The sequence below is a fragment of the Streptomyces sp. NPDC098781 genome, assembly GCF_044759995.1.
In the GTDB taxonomy this organism is placed as follows: Bacteria; Actinomycetota; Actinomycetes; order Streptomycetales; family Streptomycetaceae; genus Streptomyces.
On sequence record NZ_JBIWAK010000007.1, the window covers coordinates 459528 to 480397 of the forward strand.

The window sequence follows — 20870 nt, forward strand, 5'->3', positions numbered from 1 at the left end:
AGAGCCGCCCGGGATCCTTTGTATCGGCCATCCGGGTCACACATCCCCCTCCGGTCACGCTTTTGTCACAGAATCACGACATGCGTTTCGATCACTCCGACATAGACGGACAGTCACACGGACGAGGGATTCTCTGAGCCTTCCGCAGGCATTCGATCGTAATTCCCGCGTGTCGCGACGACGGGTCCTGCCGCTCGGCGCAAAAGTTCCCGGGAAACTGCCCCCGGACTCCTTTTCCCCTCGATTCCGCGCGGGCCGCGGGAGCCGGTGCCGCACAGGAAGTACATGGTTCCACCACAGAACCTCCGTACGCCCTCTGTCGGAGCGCCGTCGGCGCGAGCATCATGGCGTGAGCTCGCGTCGGCGCGTGCGACGCGGGCTTCAGCGGGCCCGGGACGCGACGAGCGAAGGGGCGAGCGAGCGATGGGGACGCAGACCGTACAGGCGGCGGCAGGGCCCAGGCGGAGCAAACAGCCGGGCGGCCGGGTGGTCGTCGACTGGCTGACCACCACGGACCACAAGAAGATCGGGCACCTCTACCTGATCACGTCGTTCGGGTTCTTCCTCGCCGGCGGTGTCATGGCCCTGCTGATGCGGGCCGAACTGGCACGGCCCGGGATGCAGATCCTGAGCAACGAGCAGTTCAACCAGCTGTTCACCATGCACGGCACGATCATGCTGCTGCTCTTCGCGACCCCGACCTTCGCGGGCTTCGCCAACGAGCTGATGCCGCTCCAGATCGGCGCCCCGGACGTGGCGTTCCCACGGCTGAACATGTTCTCGTACTGGCTGTTCCTGTTCGGCGGCCTGATCGTGATGGGCTCGCTGATCGTGCCGGACGGACCCGCCTCCTTCGGCTGGTTCGCCTACGCGCCGCTGAACAGCCTGGAGCGCTCCCCCGGCATCGGCCCCGACCTGTGGATCATGGGCCTCGCGCTGGCCGGGTTCGGCACGATCCTCGGCGCGGTCAACTTCATCACCACGATCATCGGGATGCGCGCCCCCGGCATGACGATGTTCCGGATGCCGATCTTCTTGTGGAACACCCTGTTCACATCGATCCTGATCCTGATGGCGTTCCCGGTGCTGGCGGCCGCGCTGCTGGTCCTGGAGGCGGACCGCCGGTTCGGCTCGGTGGTGTTCGAGGCGGCCAACGGCGGGGCGCTGCTGTGGCAGCACCTGTTCTGGTTCTTCGGCCATCCCGAGGTGTACATCATCGCGCTGCCGTTCTTCGGCATCATCACGGAGATCATCCCGGTCTTCAGCCGCAAGCCGATCTTCGGCTATCTGACGCTGGTCGGGGCGACGATGGCGATCACCGGTCTGTCGATCGTGGTGTGGGCGCACCACATGTTCGTCACGGGCGCGGTGCTGCTGCCGTTCTTCTCGTTCATGAGCTTCCTGATCGCGGTGCCGACGGGCGTGAAGTTCTTCAACTGGAGCGGGACCATGATCAAGGGCTCGCTGTCCTTCGAGACCCCGATGCTGTGGGCGACGGGCTTCCTGGTGACGTTCCTGTTCGGCGGCCTGACCGGGGTGATCCTGGCGTCGCCGCCGATGGACTTCCATGTCTCCGACTCGTACTTCGTGGTCGCCCACTTCCACTACGTCGTCTTCGGCACGGTCGTCTTCGCGATCTTCGCCGGCTTCCACTTCTGGTGGCCCAAGTTCACCGGGAAGATGCTCGACGAACGGCTCGGCAAGATCCACTTCTGGACGCTGTTCGTCGGCTTCCACACCACGTTCCTGGTGCAGCACTGGCTGGGCGCGGAGGGCATGCCCCGCCGGTACGCCGACTATCTCGCCGCCGACGGCTTCACCGTGCTGAACACGGTCTCGACGATCGGCGCGTTCCTGCTCGGCATGTCGACGCTGCCGTTCCTCTACAACGTCTGGAAGACCACCAAGTACGGCAAGAAGGTCGAGGTCGACGACCCCTGGGGTTACGGCCGCTCCCTGGAGTGGGCCACCTCCTGCCCGCCCCCGCGGCACAACTTCACGACGCTGCCGAAGATCCGCTCGGAGTCCCCGGCCTTCGACCTGCACCACCCGGACCACGCACTGGAGGCTCCGCAGCCCGAGCCAAAGAGCGAGCAAGCCGGCCGTGAGCCGTCCTGATCGTCTCGACCAGCTCGACCGGCTCCAGCACCTCGAACTCGAAGCCCATCAGCATCACATGGATCACCATCACATCGAGGCTCCCGGCGCCGGTGCGCAGAAGGCAGCTGCCGGGCCCGTCCGGCTCCAGCTGCCCGGCGGAGGGGGAGATGCGCTCGGCCGCCTCCGCCAGCGGCACCAGCAGCCGGACGACGGCCTGCGCGGCGTACGCGCGCGTGGACACGCCCTCGGAGACGTACGCGGCGAGGTCCTCGGCGGGCGGGGTGCGCGGGGTGAAGCGCGGGCCGTGCGGCGGCTTGGGGGTGACGCGGTCGACGCGGAAGGTCCGCCAGTCGTCGCGGTCGAGGTCCCAGGCGACCAGGTACCAGCGGCGCTCGCTGCACACCAGGCGGTGCGGTTCGACGCTGCGGCGGGTGGCGGCGCCCTCGTGGTCGCGGTACTCGAAGCGCAGGCGCTCCGAGTCCCGGCACAGGTGGGCGAGCTCGGTGAGGACGGCCGGGTCGACGGCGGAGGGCTGGGGGCCGCGCAGCATCGGCACGGTGAAGGCGTTCAGGGCACCGACCCGGCGGCGCAGCCGGTTCGGCAGGACCTGCTCCAGCTTGGCGAGGGCCCGTACGGAGGTCTCGCCGATGCCCTCGATGCCCTGGCCCGCGGCGGTGCGCAGGCCGACGGCGACTGCGACGGCCTCGTCGTCGTCGAGGAGCAGCGGCGGCAGTTCGGCGCCCGCGCCCAGCTGGTAGCCGCCTCCGGTGCCGGGGGTGGCGTTGACCGGGTAGCCGAGCTCGCGCAGCCGGTCGACGTCCCGGCGGACCGTGCGGGGGGTGACGCCGAGGCGTTCGGCGAGTTCGGCGCCGGACCAGTCCCGGTGGGCCTGGAGGAGGGAGAGCAGCCGCAGCAGTCGAGCCGAGGTGTCCAACATGACCCGAGTCTGCCAGCCGCCCGACGGCTCGGGTGTGCGGGCAGCACGGACCGGGCCCCTAATCGCGAGGCGGGCACCCGGCATTCGACGCTGAGGTTGCCGCCGCGGGTCTCGTAGGGGACCCGGGAGGCCGCCGGATGCACGTCCATGTCGCCCGGCGCGAGGCGGTCCGGCTGCTCGTCCCGGACGCCGGCGTACGCGTCCCAGTGGCCCTCCGGCAGCGGGACGCTGCTGGGGAGGGCGGCGCGCAGCCGGCCGGTCGTGGCCGGGGTCAGGGGCAGGGTGACCTCCTCGTCGCCCTCGCGGTGCCGCAGCACGAGACGGGCCTCCGCGGCGGACCCGACGGCGGTGACGTCGAAGGTCAGCCCGCCGGCCGAATCCGCGATGCAGTCGGCGCGCAGTGGTGCGGCCTGCGACAGGGGCGTCATGCGCTGCGCTTTCCTCCCTCGGCTCTCGGCCGGCCGGCGATGCGGCCTTTCGTCGCGCCTCACGGCCGGTACGGCAGTTGCGGCACCTCGAAGCACGTGTCGTTCATGTCCGTCTGGGAGATCCAGCCCCGGCCGTCCTCCCAGCGGGCCACCGACAGACAGGCCCGGCGGCTCTTCGGCGGCTCGGCGAGCCGCTCGAACGTGACGGGCAGCAGCAGGCCGTCGGCGGTGTATCCCTGACTGCGGTTCATCTGGTCGTCGACGCACGCGCGCGTGACGCCGCGCCCGGCGCACGACTTCGCCGCGTCGGTGAACCACATCGCCGCCGCCCAGCCCTCCAGCTGCCACTGGGAGTGCGTCTCCAGGCCCTTGGTGGCGTCCCTGAACTCCCGTACGGCGTCCTGGCCGGTGTCGTCGTGGTTGCGGGACGAGCCGGTCGCCCACAGGGCGTTGCGGCAGCGCGGGGCGTCCTTGTAGTCCTCGGCGACGGTGGACGTCCAGTTCTGTACGTTCGTGACCTTGGCGGTGACCCGGGCGCCCACGTCGTCCATCGCCGCGCACAGCCGGGCGTTGCCGTGTGTGTCGATGGCGTCGAAGACCAGGTCGGCGCCCTGCTCCTTCAGGTCGGCCGCCGCCGCACGGAAGTTGGGCAGCGCGAAGTCGAGCTGCTCGGTGACCACTTCGTAGCCCTCGGCCCTCAGTCCCCGCTCGACGAGGCGGGCGTAGGCGGCGGAGGCGGGCTGGTTGTACGAGACGACGGCGGCCGTGCGGGCGCCGTGCTCGCGCTTGAAGTAGCGGTAGACCTCGGTGCCGCCGTACTGCTCGCCGTCCCAGCCGGTGGTGCCGTCGCGGGGCGCGAGGCTGCCGTAGATGCCGTACAGGTGCGGCCAGGTGTCGTAGGCGGACCCGATGGGCTGGCCGCCGATGTCGGGCACGCCCGCGCGTGCGACGCGTGCGGCGCCGGCGTAGTCCAGGGCGGTGGTGGCGACCAGGGCGACGACCTCGTCCTCGTCGACCAGTTCGTGCACGCACTCGTTGTTGCCGACGCCGCTGCCGCCGTCGTCGCACTGGCGCACCTCGACGCGGCGGCCGTCGATGCCGCCGCGCGCGTTCAGGCGGTCGAAGTACGCCTTGGCGCCGTCGCGCGGGCCGGTGAAGGCGTCGCCGCCGACGGGGCTGGTGGCGCTGGTGATGACGCCGACGCGGATCGGCCCGCGGTCGCCCGAAGGTTCGGCGGACGTGCCCCGGTCGCGGTGCTCGAAGTCGCTCTCGGGCAGCCTGCTGCCGCACGCCGTACCCAGAGTCAGCAGCAGCACGGCGATCGCCGCCTCAGCACCCCGGGATCGGCGACCCATTGCCGCTCAACTGGACCAGCGCGCACAGGGTCTTGGCGGACACCTTCCAGGTGCCGTCCTGTTCGACGGCGGTGCCGGAGGCGTTCGGCAGGGCGGTGGCGCCCTTGAGGGTGAGGTCGTACGTCACGTCGGCCTCGGTCGGCGAGGTGAACTCGACCTCGGAGACCCGCGCCTGGACCTGCCCGCCACGCTCGTCGCCGCTGAACGCCTGGAGGACCGGCGCCATCCGCTCGCCGTTCTCCAGCACGGTCTGCTTGTCCTCCATGGTGGTCTTCGGGTCGAAGAACTTCTGCCAGTTCCGCTCGATCTCCGACTCGGCCGCCTCGGCGTCCGCGGGCGCCGTCGCGTCCGGCGACTGCTCGGTGCGTTCGACGCTCGGGGACGGCGGTGTCTCGTTGCCCCCGCCTCCCTCGTCGTCGCTACAGGCCACGAGGGCCGGGGCGAGGCAGAGCAGCAGGGCGGCCGCCAGCACCGTCGTCCCCCGCCGCCTGTGCGCGCCGCGCCGCCTGAGGTCGCTCCCGAGAACCATCTGGCTCACCACCGGGTGTCGATCCGGGCCGGGTGCGCCCGGTGCTTTCAGGGTCAGCTTGCAGGAGGCATAGTGCAAGCCATTGGCTGACATGGACAGGCACATGCGCGAAACCGATGTGCGTGCCCGACGACCCGACGTGTGGGAGCCGGCGATGCGGACAGCCCGACTGCGGACCGTGCACCCCGTCCTGTGGGCCGGCTGGGCCGCGCTCGCCGCCGGTGCGGTGCTGTGCGTCATCGGCTGGTACGGCGTCTCCGGCGAGCGCTTCGCCGAGCGGCAGCTGCCGTATCTGGCGTCCTGCACGGTCCCCGGCGCCGCGCTGATCATCGCCGGGTCGGTGCTGCTGACCCACGGCCGGAGCGCGCTCGCCGCCGCGCGCGTGGAGGAGCTGTACGGCCTTCTGGTGGCCGCGGAGCCCGCCGACGCCGAGGAGTCCGGGCAGTCGGCCGCAGCGCCCCTGGCGGTCAGCGGGGACCTGCTGATGGTGCCCGGCGGCACCCTCTGGCACCGGGCGGACTGTCCGCTGGTCGCCGGGAAGGTCGAGGCCGTCCCCGTCGACGCGAAACTGGTGCGCGGCGGTGAGCTGGGCCCGTGCCCGATCTGTGAGCCCGCCGAAGCGGACGACTGATGTCGTCCCTGACGTACGACCTCACCCTGGCCGGTCTGTCGATCGGCGGTGCCGCCGCGCTCACCGGGATCGGTCTGGTCGTCACGTACCGGGCGACCGGGGTGCTGAACTTCGCGCACGGGGCGATCGCCATGGTGTGCGCTTATGTGCTGCGCCAGTGCGTGGTGGAGTGGGGCTGGCCGCTGTGGGCGGGCGCCACGGTGACGCTGCTGGTGCTCGCGCCCGCCGTCGGGATGGCGCTGGAACGATTCGTCTTCCGGCCGCTGTCGGTCCTGGGCGGCGACCCGGCACAGACCCTGGTGGCGTCCATCGGGGTCTTCGTGCTGCTGGTGGGCGGCGCCGCGCTGCTGTGGGGCCAGGGCGCCCGGGACGACGCGCCGGAGCTGGTGTCGGCGGACCCCTGGGGTCAGCTGGCGGTGGCGCTGCTGCTGGCGGCCGGGGTGGGCGCGGTGATCCGCTGGACGCGATTCGGCCGGGAGCTGCGTGCCGTGGTCGACGACCGGCAGCTGGCGGTCCTCGGGGGCATCGACGCCGACCGGGTCTCGGCGGCGGGCTGGGCGTTCGGCTCGTTCACCGCCGGCCTGACGGGCGTACTGCTGGCGCCGTACGTGCGTCTCGACCCGTACGGCATGCCGCTGTTGGTGATGGAGGTCGTCGCGGTCGCGGTGGCGGCCCGGATGCGCAGCCTGCCGGTCGCGGTGCTGACCGCGCTGACGATCGGGGTGGTCCAGAGCCAGCTGACCCGCCTGCACCCGTCGGGCTGGGGCGCGCCCCTGCTCCAGGCGGTCAGCACCAACCTCTTCGTGGTGGCCCTGCTGATCGCGGCCCTGGCCTTCCCTCGCGTCGGCGGCCGGGACGCCCTGCCCCGCACGGCCACCGCGCGCGTGCCGACCCCGCCGGGCGCCTGGATCGTGGCGGTCGTCCTGTTCCTGCTCCCCCTGGGGTTCGCGGGCTCGGACCTGCATACGTCGGTGCAGGTGCCGGCGCTGGGTGTGGTGCTGCTGTCCCTGGTGGTCGTCACGGGCCGCGGCGGCCAGATCTCGCTCGGACAGGCGGCGTACGCGGGTCTGGGCGCCCTGTTCACGGCCCTGCTGGCGGCGGGCCGCTTCCCGGGCCTGCCCCAACTGCCGGAGCTCGCGGCACTGGCCCTCGCCGTCGTCCTGGTGGCACCGCTGGGCCTGCTCACGGGCTGGCCGGCGATCAGCCGCCGGGGTCTGGCGCTCGCCCTGGTCACCTTCGCGGTCGGCGTCGGTGTGAGCCGGTTCGTCTTCGTCCAGCCGTACGCGATCTCGGGCCTGTCCCTGGGCCGCCCGGCGGGCTTCGAGGGCGACCGCGCGTACTACGTCCTGGAGCTCGGCCTGCTGGCGGTCGCCCTGCTGACGGCCTGGCAGCTGCGCCGGGGCCGCACCGGCCGGGCCCTGGCGGCGATGCGGGACCACGAGTCCGGGGCGTCGGCCGCGGGCGTCCAGGTGCCCGCCCTGAAGCTGCTGGCCTTCGTCTCGGGCGCCGCCCTGGCCGCGCTCGGCGGCGGCATGCTCGGCATGGGCCTGCGCGCCTTCGACCCCGCCGCCTTCGACCCGGTGCGCGGGCTCCTCTGGTTCGCCGCGGTGGTGGTCCTGGGCGCCGACAGCACCCTGGGCGCGCTGGCCGCCGCGGCCCTCCTGGTCGGCCTCGACGCGGGCGCCCGGGGCGGGGTGGCGGCGGCGCTGATCGGGGTGCTGGCGGTGCTGGTGGGGCGGTTCCCCGGGGGGCCGTACGAGGCGCTGCGGGCGGCGACGGGGAGGCTGCGCCCGGGGCGCGGGACAAAGCTGACGGCGTTGGGGGCGCAGGCGCGCCGGCGGTTGCACCCGGCGGCGGAAGCCGAACCGCGTCCGGTCCCGGCGGGCGTGACGGCGTCGACGGCACGCCCGGACGGGCGACCCACCGCGTCCGCCGACGGCGCTCGGCCCCCGCACGGGCCACCCGCGGCGGCGCTCACCACGCACCGCCTCCAAGCCCGCTACGACGGGTTCACCGCCCTGGACGACATCACCCTCACCGTCCCCCCAGGCCGGGTCACCGCGATCGTCGGCCCCAACGGGGCCGGAAAGAGCACCCTGTTCCACTGTCTGGCCGGCACCCACCGCCCCGCACGGGGGCAGGTCCGGTTCGGCCCCCGCGACATCACCCGTCTGCCCGCCCACACCCGCACCCGCCTGGGCATCGCCCGCACCTTCCAGCAACTGGCCGTGTTCCCCTCGCTCACCGTGGCCGAGAACGTCCGCGTGGGCGCCGAACAGGGACCCGTCCGGGACCCGTCGGCCGTGGAGCGCGCCCTCAGACTCCTCGGGCTCGACGGCCCGGTACGCGCCCTGCCCGCCGCCGGCCTGCCCACCGGCACGCTCCGGCGGGTCGAGCTGGCCCGAGCCCTCGCGGGCGGTCCGCGCGTCCTGCTGCTCGACGAACCGGCCGCCGGCCTCGACACCGCTGAGGTCGCCGCGCTCACCCGGGTCCTGAAGGCCCTCGCCGCGGACGGGATGGCCCTGCTCGTCGTCGAGCACGACCTCGACCTGGTCGCCGACCTCGCGGACACCGTGCACGTGATGGCGGCGGGCCGCATCGTCGCCTCCGGCCCCCCGGACCGCGTACTCGACTCGGCGGGCGCTCAGGAGGCCCCCGCATGACCACGATCTCGCTGCGTCACGCGCGCGTGCGCTACGGCCCCCTGGAAGCCCTCCACGGGGTCACGGTGGCGGCCCACGGCCCCGGCCTGACCGTTCTGCTGGGCCGCAACGGTTCCGGCCGTACGACCGCCCTGCGCGCCCTGGCGGGAACGGTGCCGCTGTCGGGCGGCGCGGTGGTGTGGGACGGCGTCGACCTGACCCGGGTGTCCGCCCATGAGCGGGCCCGCCGCGGGATGTGCCTGGTCCCGGAGCGGCAGGGTGTGTTCGGCTCGCTGACGGTACGCGAGAACCTCGAACTCATGGCCCCGTCGTACGACGCCGCCCTCGACGCCTACCCCCCGCTCGCGCCCCTGCTGACGCGCCGGGCCGGGACGCTGTCCGGCGGCGAGCAGCGGATGCTCGCCGTCTCCCGCGCCCTGCTGGCACGCGCGCGTGTCGTGCTCGTGGACGAGCCCGCGCAGGGCATGTCGCCCGCTGTGGCGGCTCGCACGTACGAGTTGCTGAGCGCACTGGACGCGTGCGTGATCGTCGCCGAGCAACGGCTGCCGCCCGTGCTGCGGGGCCGGGCGGCAGTCGTCCACGAACTGCGGCGTGGCGCGGTCGTGTTCAGCGGAGAGTCGGGCGAGTACGAACGCCGGGCAGCGGCGGGCCCAACCGGGAGCCCCTCGGCATGAGCAGCAGCGTGCCGTTCAGCCTGAGTTTGCCGGACTGGGGCTTGGCGGACTGGGGCTTGGCGGACTGGGGCTTGGCGGGCTGAGGCTTGGCGGACGGGGTCTTGGCGGGGCGGGGCTTGGCCGGCTGGGGCTTGACGGGCTTCTCCAACTTCATGCGGCCCTTGAGCCCGTACCGCCTGGAGCAGTGCGGCCAGGCCCCCCAGCCCTGCACGGCCACGACTTTCCGCGCGATGTCGATCTGTTCCAGGCGGGTCGCGAGGTCCGCGCGCGGGGCGTACTTGCGCCCGCCGAAGCCCTCCCAGGTCGACTGCGAGAACTGAAGCCCCCCGTAGTGCCCGTTACCGGTGTTGATCTTCCAATTGCCGCCGCTCTCGCACTTGGCGACACAGCCCCAGGGCCAATGATGTTTGGCGCAGGTCAGGGACGCGGGTTTGGGCGGTGGTCCGGACCTATGTTTCACGGGCGCCACCTGGGGCGCGTGACCGGCGTGCGCGTGCGACAGGCCCGGGGTGACGGTGGTCAACAGGGCGGTGGCGACGGCGATGGTGAGCGGTGCGTATTTCATATGAGCACGCTAGGCAGCTTATTGCCACCGAAGGGCGCGGCGCGTCCGAGTGCAGCACCGGCCCCACCCGGTCGGCGGACCGGGCGGGGCCGTGAGCCGTGATCAGAGTTCGAGACGCATGCCGGGCACGATCAGGTCGGGATCGCCGCCGATGACGGACTTGTTGGCGGTGTAGAGCTGCCGCCAGCTCGTCCCGTGCCGGGCGGCGATGCCGCTCAGCGTGTCGCCCTCACGAACGGTGTAGTCCCCGCGGGACGAACCGCGGGACGTCTGCTGCGACGAACGCTCGGGGGTCCGCGACGGAGTCGACGGGGCCGCCTCGGTGTTCGACGGAGCCGCCTTGGTGGCAGGAGCCTGAGAGCGGGCGGCGGGAGCGTCGGGCGCGCCGCCGTTCGCCCCGGCCCGGGCCGAACAGGTGGGCCAGGCACCCCATCCCTGGGCGCCCTGGACCTTGGTGGCGACGGCGATCTGCTGGGCCCTGGTGGCCTGGTCGGCGGTCGGCGCGTAGGCCGTGCCGCCGTACGCCCGCCAGGTGGAGGCGGAGAACTGGAGTCCGCCGTAGTAGCCGTTGCCGGTGTTGATGTGCCAGTTGCCGCCGCTCTCGCACTGTGCGATGCGGTCCCACACTCCACTGTCCGCCGCCGCGGCGTTGCCGGTCGCGGCCAGCACTCCGAGCGGGGCGAGCAGGGCCGCCCCGGCGAGGACCACCGTCGTACGGGTCTGGTTCCGGTGCGAAGCCTTCGCCGTCCTGCGGGCGTTGTCGTGGGTGTTATCGGCACATTCGGACATGTAGTTCCCTCTCGAAGGACTCGGGGTCCCCCAAGGCGGAACGCCACCGGCCCACGCCATGAGGCGCGTCGGTCGCGCTCGCCCCGTCCGCCGGAGGTCGTGCTGCAAGCTGGTTGGTGCGGTCGGCGGACGTACCCGAGCGGTGCTCGTTGCACACGGCGGAGGAATGTAGGGACAGTGACCAGCGGGTATCAACCAACTCCTTGTCATTCCAGGCCAGTTCGCCGTTACCCCTGGTATCAGCAATTTTCGGCCACCCATTTCATTCGCTGATTTCCGGATTTGTCGACCACTTCCCCTGATGATCTGTGACATACCCCACGCAACCAACTTCCTTGCGTTTCCCAGGACTTGACGGTGAGTGGGCGATTCCGCACGCGTGGTCACCGTGCGCGTCGGATGGTTCGATTCCGTTCGCCTTGGTGCGTGACTCCCGCCACAGATCGTCCGTTGTCTTCTTCATGAGCCCGGGACCCGCCCGGTTCACGGACCGGCAGCCACCCGGCCCCACCACGCACCACATCCCGAGGAGCCACCCGTGCCACGCATGCTCGACGTCAGCGACGAGGTACGTGCCGAGATCGGCGACGAGGAAGCCGACCGGCTGCTCGCCGGAGAGAACGCCCCCGGCAGTTACGACTGCACGTCCTGCCGCACCCCGGGCGACTCCGAACAGGAGCGCACCAGCACCGTCCTGTTCATCGGGGACGAGACCGCGGTCCTCGCCTTCGCCCACGCCACCTGTCTGCCGTCCCAGGTCGTCCAGGTCACCGAGGAGCAGTTGAAGGGGGCCGTGAAGTCCATCACCGGCGACACGGTCGACCTGGAGCCGGACAGCATCGTGCCGGAGCAGGCCGTGCTCGGGGTGACCAGCGGACTGGTGCTGATCGCCGGGGAGTTGCACCCCGCCCTGGTCGTAGAGCCGACCGGACCGATCGTGCGGCCCGGGGCGGTCGGCGCCGGGGACGACTTCCTGCCGCTGCTCATCGAACAGGGGTTCATGCCGGTGCCGGAGCTGGCCGATGTGCCGCCGGTGCTGCACGGCTGGTCCGTGCTGCTGGCGATGGGTCAGCTGCACGCGGTGCTCCAGCCGGGCACGAACGGCGGGCAGCCGGTCGCGTGGTGGCAGGCGCACCAGCCGCTCCAGGTCACCGACGGCTGGCGAGCCGCCGCGAACAAGCACCAGCAGGTTCTGATGTTCGCGGCGCCGGTGGGGTCGATCGGGCGCCAGCCCCGGGAGGACCTGCTGCGGGACGCGCTGGACAAGGCGGCCGCCAACGGAAAGTTGGTCGCGGCCGCGCTGCCGCTCGCGGGCACCTGAGCACGCCCGACCGGCCGGTGACCGCGTGCCGCCCGGCGACCGCGGCCGCCAAAGGGCGTTTCCCGACCGCATCCCCGAAGACCCGGGGTCGTTTGGACATACGTGCACGCATACGACGTTCCCCGCCATCAGGGCGGCCCTTCGCCCACGCCGATCTACGACGCGCTCTACGCCGAGTACGTCAAGTCCTTCCGTTCGCTGCCGGGTGATCGCAGCGGTGAGGAGGACCTCGGGTTCGTCGCCTTCGGTAGCATCCAGCGCGGTACGGGCTCGTACGGCGGCCACCGTCCGGGGTCGTTCAGCAGCTCGTACAGCGCCTACAGCGCGGGTGCGCACAGCGCCCGTCACAGCGGCGGCCAGCAGCCGCAGTGGCAGCGGGTCGGACACATCGGCTCGCAGGGCGGCAACGGCATGCACCATGTCCCGGCCGCGCTGCCGCCGGCGCGCAGAGGCTGAGCACAGGTGAGGGGCGGCCCGTATCGGGCCGCCCCTCACCTGTGTCCGCTACTTCTTCTTGCCGCGCTTCTCGCGCACCCGCACCGAGATGTGGATCGGCGTGCCCTCGAAGCCGAACTCCTCGCGCAGCCGGCGCTCGATGAAGCGCCGGTAGCCCGCCTCGATGAAGCCGGAGGCGAACAGCACGAACCGCGGGGGCTTGGTGCCGGCCTGGGTGCCGAACAGGATGCGGGGCTGCTTGCCGCCCCGGACGGGGTGCGGGTGGGCGGCGACCAGCTCGCCGAGGAAGGCGTTCAGCCGGCCGGTCGGGACCCGGGTCTCCCAGCCCGCGAGGGCCGTCTCGATCGCCGGGACCAGCTTCTCCATGTGCCGCCCGGTCTGCGCCGAGACATTCACCCGGGGCGCCCACGCGACCTGGCCGAACTCGGTCTCGATCTCCCGCTCCAGGTAGTAGCGGCGCTCCTCGTCGAGGGTGTCCCACTTGTTGTAGGCGATGACCATCGCGCGGCCCGCCTCCACCGCCATGGTGACGATGCGCTGGTCCTGCACGGAGATGTTGTCGGCGGCGTCGATCAGTACGACGGCGACCTCGGCCTTCTCGACGGCGGCCGCGGTGCGCAGCGAGGCGTAGTAATCGGCGCCCTGCTGGAGGTGAACGCGCTTGCGGATGCCCGCCGTGTCGACGAACTTCCAGGTCACGCCGCCCAGTTCGATCAGCTCGTCGACCGGGTCACGGGTGGTGCCGGCCAGTTCGTTGACGACGACGCGCTCCTCGCCGGCCACCTTGTTCAGCAGCGAGGACTTGCCGACGTTCGGGCGGCCGATCAGGGCGATGCGGCGCGGGCCGCCGATGCCGCCCCCGCCGAACGCGGCGCGCGGCGCCTCCGGCAGCGCCTCCAGTACCGCGTCCAGCATGTCGCCGGTGCCACGGCCGTGCAGGGCCGAGACGGGGTGGGGCTCGCCGAGGCCCAGCGACCACAGGTACGAGGCGTCCGCCTCGCCGCTGGGGCCGTCGACCTTGTTGGCGCACAGCACCACGGGCTTGCCGGCCTTGCGCAGCAGTCGTACGACGGCCTCGTCGGTGTCGGTGGCGCCGACCTTGGCGTCGACGACGAACACGACGGCGTCGGCGGCCTCGATCGCGAACTCGGCCTGCGCGGCCACGGAGGCGTCGATGCCGAAGACGTCCTGCTCCCAGCCGCCGGTGTCGACGACCTTGAAGCGCCGGCCCGCCCACTCGGCCTCGTAGGTCACGCGGTCACGGGTGACGCCGGGCTTGTCCTCGACGACGGCCTCGCGGCGGCCGATGATCCGGTTGACCAGAGTCGACTTGCCGACATTCGGCCGTCCGACGACGGCGAGCACGGGCAGCGGACCGTGGCCGGCCGCCTCGATGGCGCCCTCGACGTCCTCGAGGTCGAAGCCCTCTTCCGCGGCGAGCTCCATGAACTCCGCGTACTCGGCATCGCCAAGCTCTCCGTGGTCGTGCTCCTCGCCCGAGCCCTCGGAGTGGATGTGGTCGTTCATGAAGTCGGTACCTCGTCGTTCATCGTGGTGATCGGTGGAACATCCGGGTTCCTCCCGGCTGATCCACTACTCAGTGTCGCCTAGCGGCCGGTCAGCCGCCGGGAGATTTCCAGGTGCTCGGTGAGCTGCTTCTGGATGTGCTCGGTCGCTTCGTCCAGCGCCGTGCGCGTACGCCGTCCGCTGCCGTCGCCCGCCTCGAAGGGGTCGCCGAAGACGACGTCGACGCGGTGGCGCAGCGGGGGCAGCGCCTTTATCAACCGTCCCCGCTTCTCGGAACTTCCCATCACGGCGACCGGGACGATCGGGGCGCCGCTGCGCACCGCGAAGTAGGCGAGCCCGGCGCGCAGCGAGGCGAAGTCGCCCTCGCCCCGGGTGCCCTCGGGGAATATCCCGAGGACACCGCCGTGCGACAGCACGTCCAGCGCCTGGGTGATGGCGGTGCGGTCTGCCGCGTGACGGTCCACCTTCAGCTGGCCGATGCCGGTCAGGAAGCGGTCGAGCGGGCCGACGAAGGCTTCCTTCTTGATCAGGAAGTGGATGGGCCGGGGTGACACGCCCATCACCATCGGCCCGTCCACGTTGTGGCTGTGGTTCACCGCGAAGATCACTGGACCGGCCGCGGGCACCTTCCAGGCACCCAGGACCCGCGGGCGCCACAGGCCGTACATCAGGGGGACGCCGATGCGCCGCCCGATGTCCGCACCCCGCTCGGACGGAAGGCTCACTTCGCGTCCCGCTTCTCCTCGACGAGGGTGACGACGCACTCGATGACCTGCTGGAGCGTGAGCGCGGTGGTGTCCACCTCGACCGCGTCGTCCGCCTTGGCGAGCGGCGAGGTCTTGCGGCTGGAGTCGGCCGCGTCACGCTTGATCAGGGCCTCGCGGGTGGCGTTGACGTCGGCACCCTTCAGCTCACCGCTGCGGCGGGCGGCGCGGGCCTCCGGGGAGGCGGTGAGGAAGATCTTCAGGTCGGCGTCGGGCAGCACGGTCGTGCCGATGTCGCGGCCCTCGACGACGATGCCGTACGCGGCGGAGGTGGCCAGCGAGCGCTGGAGCTCGGTGATCCGCGTCCGCACCTCGGGCACCGCGCTGACCGCGCTGACCTTGGAGGTGACCTCCTGGGTGCGGATCGGGGCCGAGACGTCGATGCCGTCGACGCTGATCGTCGGGTCGGCCGGGTCGGTGCCGGAGACGATCTCGGGCTTGCCGGCCACGGCGGCGATCGCGGTGGGGTCCTCGATGTCGATCCCGTTGCTCACCATCCACCAGGTGATCGCCCGGTACTGGGCGCCGGTGTCGAGGTAGCTCAGCCCGAGCTGCGCGGCGACGGCCTTCGACGTGCTCGACTTGCCCGTGCCGGAGGGGCCGTCGATGGCGACAATCACGGGCTTGGCGGCACCGTTTTCCACGGGAGGACACCTTCCTGGTGCGGTGTGTCGGGATGTGCGGGGCGCGAATGTGCCCCGCACAAGGTTACTGGGTGCGCGTCACTCGTCCGGCCGCGCGCTTCCCGCCACCCCTACTGCCGGATGGCCCAGCCGCGCTCCCGCAGCGCGGCGCTGAGCACCGGCGCCGCCTTGGGCTCCACCATCAGCTGCACCAGACCGGCCTGCTGCCCCGTCGCGTGCTCGATCCGGACGTCCTCGATGTTGACCCCGGCCAGCCCGGCGTCCGCGAAGATCCGCGCCAGCTGTCCCGGCTGGTCGTCGATGAGTACGGCGACGACCTCGTAGACCCGGGGGGCCGCACCGTGCTTGCCGGGGACCCGGACCTGGCCGGCGTTGCCGCGCCGCAGCACGTCCTCGATGCCGGTCGTGCCCTCGACCCGCTTGGCCTCGTCGGACGACTGGAGCGCCCGCAGCGCCCGCACGGTCTCCTCCAGGTCCCCGGCGACGTCCGTGAGCAGGTCGGCGACGGGCCCGGGGTTCGCGGAGAGGATGTCGATCCACATCCGGGGATCGGAGGCGGCGATCCGGGTCACGTCCCGAATGCCCTGTCCGCACAGCCGTACCGCCGCCTCCTCGGCGCCCTCCAGGCGCGCGGCGACCAGGCTGGACACCAGGTGGGGCATGTGGGACACCAGGGCGACCGCGCGGTCGTGGGCGTCGGCGTCCATCACGACCGGCACGGCACGGCAGTGCGAGACCAGTTCCAGGGCGAGGTTCAGCACCTCGGTGTCGGTGTCGCGGGTGGGGGTGAGCACCCAGGGGCGGCCCTCGAAGAGGTCGCCGGTGGCGGCCAGCGGGCCGGACTTCTCGCGGCCCGACATGGGATGCGTGCCGATGTACGACGACAGGTCGAGCCCGAGCGCCTCCAGCTCCCGGCGCGGCCCGCCCTTGACGCTGGCCACGTCGAGGTAGCCGCGCGCCACGCCCCGGCGCATGACGTCGGCCAGCACCGCGGCCACGTGCGCGGGCGGGGCGGCGACGATCGCGAGGTCGACGGGTCCGCCGGGGGCCTCGTCCGTGCCGGCGCCGAGCGCGGCCGCCGTCCTGGCCTGCTCGGGGTCGTGGTCGGCGAGGTGCACGACGACGCCCCGCTGGGACAGGGCGAGGGCGGCGGACGTACCGATCAGGCCGGTGCCGATGACGAGTGCGGTTCTCACTGGGCGATGTCCTTGCGCAGGGCGGCCGCGGCGCCGAGGTAGACGTGCGCGATGCCGGAACGGGGCCGGTCGGACTCTATGTGCGCGAGAACGCGTACGACACGCGGCATGGCGCCCTCGATGTCGAGTTCCTGGGCGCAGATCAGCGGTACGTCGGCGAAGCCGGTGCCGAGCTTGCGGGCGGCGGCGGCCGGGAAGTCGCTGTGCAGATCGGGCGTGGCCGTGAACCAGATGCTGATCAGGTCGTCCGCGGTCAGACCGTTGCGCTCCAGGATCGCCGTGAGCAGGGCCCCGACCTGCTCGTCCATGTGGCCGGCGTCGTCCCGCTCCAGTTGGACGGCCCCCCGGACCGCTCGTACCGCCACGGCGCTGCTCCTCGCTGATGTACGGATCGGTTCTACGACGGTCCAGCCTAGTCAGCCCGGGTGCGGTGGACGCGGTCCGCCCGCACGCTGAGACACCCGGTGGGGGCGCACCGTGGGTACACGTCGAGTCACCGACCGCATGAAATGCGCGTTTTGGTGCACTACCTTCCGAATTACTTCGCCTTCGCCGCATTCAATGCAAAGATGCTGTTGCTCCGTTCGGAGCGACCCCCTGTGTTCTTCCGCACCTTCGGAGTCACGACATGACCTACAGTCCGACGCGGCGCACGATCCTCATCGCCACGGGCGCGACGGGCGCCGCGACACTCGTCGCGGGCTGCGGCGATTCCGACGACAGCGGCGAGTCGACGCCGACCTCGACCGCCACCACCTCCCCCGGCGGGGACAGCCAGGACGGCGAGGGCGAGGAGCTGGCGACCACATCCGAGATCCCGGAGGGCGGCGGCACGATCTTCAAGGACCAGAAGGTCGTCGTGACCCAGCCGAAGCAGGGCGAGTTCAAGGCCTTCTCCGCGATCTGCACGCATCAGCAGTGCCTGGTCGGCAGCGTCTCGGACGGGACGATCAACTGCCCCTGCCACGGCAGCAAGTTCGACATCACCGACGGCGCGGTGGCCAACCCCCCGGCCACGAAGCCGCTGCCCGCGAAGCAGATCGTCGTGGAGGGAAATTCGATCCGCCTGGTGTGATCGCCGACGTACGCTCCGGGGCATGCACCCCGAGACCCTGGTACGCGACCACACGATCTACGCCTGTGTGATGGGCTCGCGCGCCTTCGGTCTGGCGACGGACGGCAGCGACACCGACCGCCGGGGCGTGTTCCTCGCCCCCACGCCCCTGTTCTGGCGTTTCGACAAGCCGCCGACCCATGTCGAGGGCCCGCTTCCGGAGCAGTTCAGCTGGGAGCTGGAGCGCTTCTGCGAGCTGGCCCTGCGCGCCAACCCGAACATCCTGGAGTGCCTGCACTCCCCGCTCGTGGAGCACGTCGACGACACGGGCCGCGAGCTGCTCGCCCTGCGCGAGGCCTTCCTGTCCCGCCGGGCCCACGAGACCTTCACGCGCTACGCGCTGGGTCAGCGCAAGAAGCTGGAGGCCGACATCCGCCTCCACGGCGCCCCGCGCTGGAAGCACGCGATGCACCTGCTCCGGCTGCTCGCGAGCGCCCGCGACCTGCTCCGCACGGGCCGCCTCACCATCGAGGTGGGCGCCCGGCGCGAGGCACTGCTGGAGGTCAAGCGGGGCGAGGTGCCGTGGCCCGAGGTGGAGTCGCGGATGACCCGCCTGGCGAGCGAGGCGGAGGAGGCCGCCGACCGCGGCCCGCTCCCGGCCGAGCCGGACCACCGCAGGGTGGAGGACTTCCTGATCCGGGTCCGCCGCGCCTCAGCCCTCCAGCCGGGTCCGTACGACGAAGGCGTGCAGGGCGTCGTAGGCACTCGGGGCCTCGGGCAGCGCTGAGGCCGCCTGCGCCTCGTCCAGCACGGTGTGCAGCCGCTCCACGTCGGCCGCCACGCGCGCGTGGTCGACGTCGGCGTCCCCGTGCTCGCGCTCCGCCTTCGCCGCGATCAGCTCCGGCAGATAGCCCGGGGCGTCGACCTCCCCGATCAGCGTCGGCAGATGCGGCTGCACCTCACCGCTGCGCATCAGATGGATGCCGGTGAGCAGCACCCGGAAGGTGTAGAGCAGCGGCTTGAGCTCGTCGGTCTTCTCGAACAGCCGCCACTGTGTGTTCGCGAATCCCCGGTAGTGATGGGCATGGTGGCCGGTGAGCACACCGGGGGCGAGCTCGGCCAGCTCCCGGTGGGCGTCCGTGGTGTGCACGACGAGCGGCGAGAGCAGCTGCTCCAGCACATAGCCGTTGCGGCGCAGCATCAGCCGTACGAACTTGCGCAGGTCGTGCGTGACCAGGTCCATCTCGACGCCGTCGCGCACCCACATCCGCGACCGGGTCTCCTGCGGCTCCCGCAGCCCGACCAGGTCGGCGGCCGGCAGCAGGTGCACACCGCGCAGGTCCACGTCGGAGTCGCGCGACGGGAAGCCGTACAGATGTGCGCCGGAGACGGTCGCGAAGAGCACCGGGTCGGGCTGCTCGGCGACTACCGGCGCGAGGTCGATGTCCAGGGCGTCGATCATCCGTCAAGCGTCCCAGAGCGCCCCGAGGGTCAGCAGGTCGCCCCGGTACTCGATCCGGTCCGCCCACTCCGTCGGCCAGGCGTCGGCGCCCAGGTACGCGCCCGCGAACGCCCCGGCCAGACAGGCGATCGAGTCCGAGTCCCCGGCGGTGCAGGCGGCCCGCCGCAGGGCCGTCAGCGGCTCGTCGACGAACCACAGGAAGCACAACAGGCCGGTCGCCATGGCCTCTTCGGCGATCCATCCCTCGCCCGTGGCCAGGCAGGGGTCGGTCTCGGGCGAGACGGCATGCACGGCGTGCTGTACGCGGTCCAGGGTCTCCAGGCACTCGTCCCAGCCGCGCGTGATGAAGTGCTCGGCGGACGGGTCCTGGCTCCGGGTCCACAGGTCGCCGAGCCAGCGCTCGTGGTAGCGGGTGCGGTTCTCGTAGGCGTACGACCGCAGCAGCCCGACGAGGCCGGTCGGCTCGGCGCCCTGGGCGAGCAGTCGTACGGCGTGCGCGGTCAGGTCGGACGCGGCGAGGGCCGTCGGGTGCCCGTGGGTGAGCGCGGACTGCAACTGGGCGGCGCCCGCGCGCTGTTCGTCGCTGAGGCCGGGGACCAGCCCGACCGGGGCGACGCGCATGTTGGCGCCGCAGCCCTTGGAGTGGATCTGGCTGGCGTCCTGCCAGCGCAGGTCGGTGCGTTCCAGCAGGTCGCAGGCGCGCAGGCAGGTGTTGCCCGGTGCCCGGTTGTTCTCCGGAGAGCGATTCCACGCGACGAACTCGGCCCGCACCGGCTCCACCATCGCCTGGGGACCGAGCGCCCCCAGGTCCATCGCCGTCCGCAATCCCTTCCCCAACGCCAGCGTCATCTGCGTGTCGTCGGTGACGATCGCCGGCGTCGGCAGTTCCATCTCCCGCCACGGTCCGCACTTGGCGAGGATCGACGGCACGTCGTTGAACTCGGTGGGGAAGCCCAGCGCGTCGCCGAGGGCGAGGCCGAGCAGGGCGCCGGTGGCGGCGCGCTTGCGGACGGTGGTCGTGGTCATGCGGGGCGTCCTTCCGGGGTGGGCCGCAGCAGGGGCGGGTGGAGGGTGGCGGCGGTGCCGGCCCGGTACAGCGCGGCCGGTTTGCCGCGGCCACCGGTGAGCCGGGCGGCGCCGGGGACCGGCTCGACGAAGCCCGGTGTGGCGAGCACCTTGCGGCGGAAGTTGGGCCGGTCGAGGGCGGTGCCCCACACCGTCTCGTAGACCTGCTGGAGCTCGCCGAGGGTGAACTCGGGCGGGCAGAAGGCGGTGGCCAGGCTGGAGTACTCCAGCTTCGCGCCGACGCGGTCATGGGCGTCGGCCAGGATCCGGTCGTGGTCGAAGGCGAGCGGCCCCGCCCTGTCGTACGGCACCCAGCGGGCCTGTGCCGCGTCGCTGCCGCCGTGCGGTTCGGGCGGGTGGGGCAGCAGCGCGGTGAAGGCGACCGTGACGACCCGCATCCGGGGGTCGCGGTCGGGCTCGCTGTAGGTCCGCAACTGCTCCAGATGCAGCTCCGAGACGTCCGACAGGCCGGTCTCCTCGGCGAGTTCGCGCCGGGCGGCCGTCTCCGCCGACTCGTCCGGCTGCACGAAGCCGCCCGGCAGCGCCCAGTGCCCCCGATACGGCTCCTGTCCCCGCTCGACCAGCAGGACGTGCAGGACGCCGTCGAGGAGGGTGAGGACCGCGAGGTCGGCGGTGACGGCGAAGGGTTCATGGGCGTACTTGTCGTAGGCCGTCTCGTCATGGCCCATGCGAACCCGCCCCCTTAGTAG

21 protein-coding genes and 1 pseudogene are annotated in these 20870 nt (G+C 72.0%); 9 read left to right on the forward strand and 13 right to left on the reverse strand.

Features of this window, described 5'->3' with window-relative positions; all coding sequences use genetic code 11:
* Positions 1-423: 423 nt before the first annotated feature.
* A pseudogene (gene ctaD, locus ACIQWG_RS29095) lies at positions 424-1956 on the forward strand (cytochrome c oxidase subunit I); the annotation flags it as partial.
* 40 nt (positions 1957-1996) lie between these two features.
* Here the strand turns inward: ctaD and ACIQWG_RS29100 are convergent.
* The 3 genes from ACIQWG_RS29100 to ACIQWG_RS29110 all read right to left on the reverse strand — a co-directional run bounded on the left by ACIQWG_RS29100 (position 1997) and on the right by ACIQWG_RS29110 (position 5349).
* Positions 1997-3037 carry a helix-turn-helix transcriptional regulator gene (locus ACIQWG_RS29100; protein WP_404101100.1) on the reverse strand — a complete coding sequence of 347 codons (1041 nt, stop codon included), beginning with the start codon at positions 3035-3037 and terminating at the stop codon, positions 1997-1999.
* A 487-nt stretch (positions 3038-3524) separates the two neighbouring features.
* Positions 3525-4820, reverse strand: coding sequence for an ABC transporter substrate-binding protein (locus ACIQWG_RS29105; RefSeq protein ID WP_404101101.1), 1296 nt, complete (start codon positions 4818-4820; stop codon positions 3525-3527).
* The gene (locus ACIQWG_RS29110) at positions 4795-5349 is read right to left on the reverse strand and encodes a hypothetical protein (RefSeq protein ID WP_404101102.1); all 555 of its coding nucleotides are present in this window, start codon (positions 5347-5349) and stop codon (positions 4795-4797) included. The genes ACIQWG_RS29105 and ACIQWG_RS29110 overlap by 26 nt, the downstream gene beginning before the upstream one ends.
* A gap of 154 nt (positions 5350-5503) precedes the next feature.
* On the opposite strand from ACIQWG_RS29110, the gene ACIQWG_RS29115 reads away from it, so the two are divergent.
* From ACIQWG_RS29115 to ACIQWG_RS29125, 3 genes are read left to right on the forward strand one after another with little or no spacing between them, the layout of a single operon-like run.
* Positions 5504-5980 carry a hypothetical protein gene (locus ACIQWG_RS29115; protein ID WP_404101103.1) on the forward strand — a complete coding sequence of 159 codons (477 nt, stop codon included), beginning with the start codon at positions 5504-5506 and terminating at the stop codon, positions 5978-5980.
* On the forward strand, positions 5980-8643 hold the full coding sequence (locus tag ACIQWG_RS29120; RefSeq protein WP_404101104.1) for an ATP-binding cassette domain-containing protein: 2664 nt from the start codon (positions 5980-5982) through the stop codon (positions 8641-8643). The genes ACIQWG_RS29115 and ACIQWG_RS29120 overlap by 1 nt, the downstream gene beginning before the upstream one ends.
* On the forward strand, positions 8640-9317 hold the full coding sequence (locus ACIQWG_RS29125) for an ABC transporter ATP-binding protein (RefSeq protein WP_404101105.1): 678 nt from the start codon (positions 8640-8642) through the stop codon (positions 9315-9317). The genes ACIQWG_RS29120 and ACIQWG_RS29125 overlap by 4 nt, the downstream gene beginning before the upstream one ends.
* Here the strand turns inward: ACIQWG_RS29125 and ACIQWG_RS29130 are convergent.
* Positions 9250-9882, reverse strand: coding sequence for a transglycosylase family protein (locus ACIQWG_RS29130; RefSeq protein WP_404101106.1), 633 nt, complete (start codon positions 9880-9882; stop codon positions 9250-9252). The two genes, ACIQWG_RS29125 and ACIQWG_RS29130, sit on opposite strands and share 68 nt — an antisense overlap.
* A 102-nt stretch (positions 9883-9984) precedes the next feature.
* Positions 9985-10671, reverse strand: a complete 687-nt coding sequence (locus ACIQWG_RS29135; RefSeq protein WP_404101107.1) for a transglycosylase family protein — start codon at positions 10669-10671, stop codon at positions 9985-9987.
* 538 nt (positions 10672-11209) lie between these two features.
* Here ACIQWG_RS29135 and ACIQWG_RS29140 point away from each other — a divergent pair.
* Together ACIQWG_RS29140 and ACIQWG_RS29145 are read left to right on the forward strand one after the other, a co-directional pair.
* Positions 11210-11992, forward strand: coding sequence for a hypothetical protein (locus ACIQWG_RS29140; RefSeq protein ID WP_404101108.1), 783 nt, complete (start codon positions 11210-11212; stop codon positions 11990-11992).
* 102 nt (positions 11993-12094) lie between these two features.
* Positions 12095-12448, forward strand: a complete 354-nt coding sequence (locus ACIQWG_RS29145; protein ID WP_404101109.1) for a hypothetical protein — start codon at positions 12095-12097, stop codon at positions 12446-12448.
* Positions 12449-12496: 48 nt separating this feature from the next.
* On the opposite strand, the gene der is transcribed toward ACIQWG_RS29145, so the two are convergent.
* From der to aroH, 5 genes are all read right to left on the reverse strand, one after another.
* Positions 12497-13975, reverse strand: a complete 1479-nt coding sequence (der, locus tag ACIQWG_RS29150) for a ribosome biogenesis GTPase Der (protein ID WP_404101110.1) — start codon at positions 13973-13975, stop codon at positions 12497-12499.
* 80 nt (positions 13976-14055) lie between these two features.
* Complete coding sequence (locus ACIQWG_RS29155) at positions 14056-14643, reverse strand: lysophospholipid acyltransferase family protein (RefSeq protein ID WP_404101152.1); 588 nt, start codon at positions 14641-14643, stop codon at positions 14056-14058.
* A 53-nt stretch (positions 14644-14696) separates the two neighbouring features.
* Positions 14697-15383: a (d)CMP kinase gene (cmk, locus tag ACIQWG_RS29160; protein WP_404101111.1), complete on the reverse strand. Its 687-nt coding sequence runs from the start codon at positions 15381-15383 to the stop codon at positions 14697-14699.
* A gap of 110 nt (positions 15384-15493) precedes the next feature.
* Positions 15494-16579, reverse strand: coding sequence for a prephenate dehydrogenase (locus ACIQWG_RS29165; protein ID WP_404101112.1), 1086 nt, complete (start codon positions 16577-16579; stop codon positions 15494-15496).
* Complete coding sequence (gene aroH, locus ACIQWG_RS29170) at positions 16576-16944, reverse strand: chorismate mutase (protein WP_404101113.1); 369 nt, start codon at positions 16942-16944, stop codon at positions 16576-16578. The genes ACIQWG_RS29165 and aroH overlap by 4 nt, the downstream gene beginning before the upstream one ends.
* 99 nt (positions 16945-17043) lie before the next feature.
* Between aroH and ACIQWG_RS29175 the strand changes: the two genes are divergently transcribed.
* From ACIQWG_RS29175 to ACIQWG_RS29185, 3 genes are read left to right on the forward strand one after another with little or no spacing between them, the layout of a single operon-like run.
* Positions 17044-17211 carry a hypothetical protein gene (locus ACIQWG_RS29175; RefSeq protein WP_404101114.1) on the forward strand — a complete coding sequence of 56 codons (168 nt, stop codon included), beginning with the start codon at positions 17044-17046 and terminating at the stop codon, positions 17209-17211.
* Positions 17208-17654 (forward strand): Rieske (2Fe-2S) protein, encoded by a 447-nt coding sequence (locus ACIQWG_RS29180; RefSeq protein ID WP_404101115.1) that lies wholly within the window; start codon positions 17208-17210, stop codon positions 17652-17654. Before ACIQWG_RS29175 ends, ACIQWG_RS29180 begins: the two co-directional genes overlap by 4 nt.
* Before the next feature lie 22 nt (positions 17655-17676).
* Positions 17677-18420, forward strand: coding sequence for a DNA polymerase beta superfamily protein (locus ACIQWG_RS29185; RefSeq protein ID WP_404101116.1), 744 nt, complete (start codon positions 17677-17679; stop codon positions 18418-18420).
* On the opposite strand, the gene ACIQWG_RS29190 is transcribed toward ACIQWG_RS29185, so the two are convergent.
* The 3 genes from ACIQWG_RS29190 to ACIQWG_RS29200 are packed head-to-tail and all read right to left on the reverse strand — an operon-like array spanning position 18346 to position 20849.
* On the reverse strand, positions 18346-19095 hold the full coding sequence (locus ACIQWG_RS29190) for a DNA polymerase beta superfamily protein (protein ID WP_404101117.1): 750 nt from the start codon (positions 19093-19095) through the stop codon (positions 18346-18348). The genes ACIQWG_RS29185 and ACIQWG_RS29190 overlap by 75 nt on opposite strands.
* Before the next feature lie 3 nt (positions 19096-19098).
* Entirely contained in the window at positions 19099-20121 is a 1023-nt protein-coding gene (locus tag ACIQWG_RS29195) for an ADP-ribosylglycohydrolase family protein (RefSeq protein WP_404101118.1), read from the reverse strand.
* Positions 20118-20849 carry an NUDIX hydrolase gene (locus tag ACIQWG_RS29200; protein WP_404101119.1) on the reverse strand — a complete coding sequence of 244 codons (732 nt, stop codon included), beginning with the start codon at positions 20847-20849 and terminating at the stop codon, positions 20118-20120. The genes ACIQWG_RS29195 and ACIQWG_RS29200 overlap by 4 nt, the downstream gene beginning before the upstream one ends.
* Positions 20850-20870: the final 21 nt, after the last annotated feature.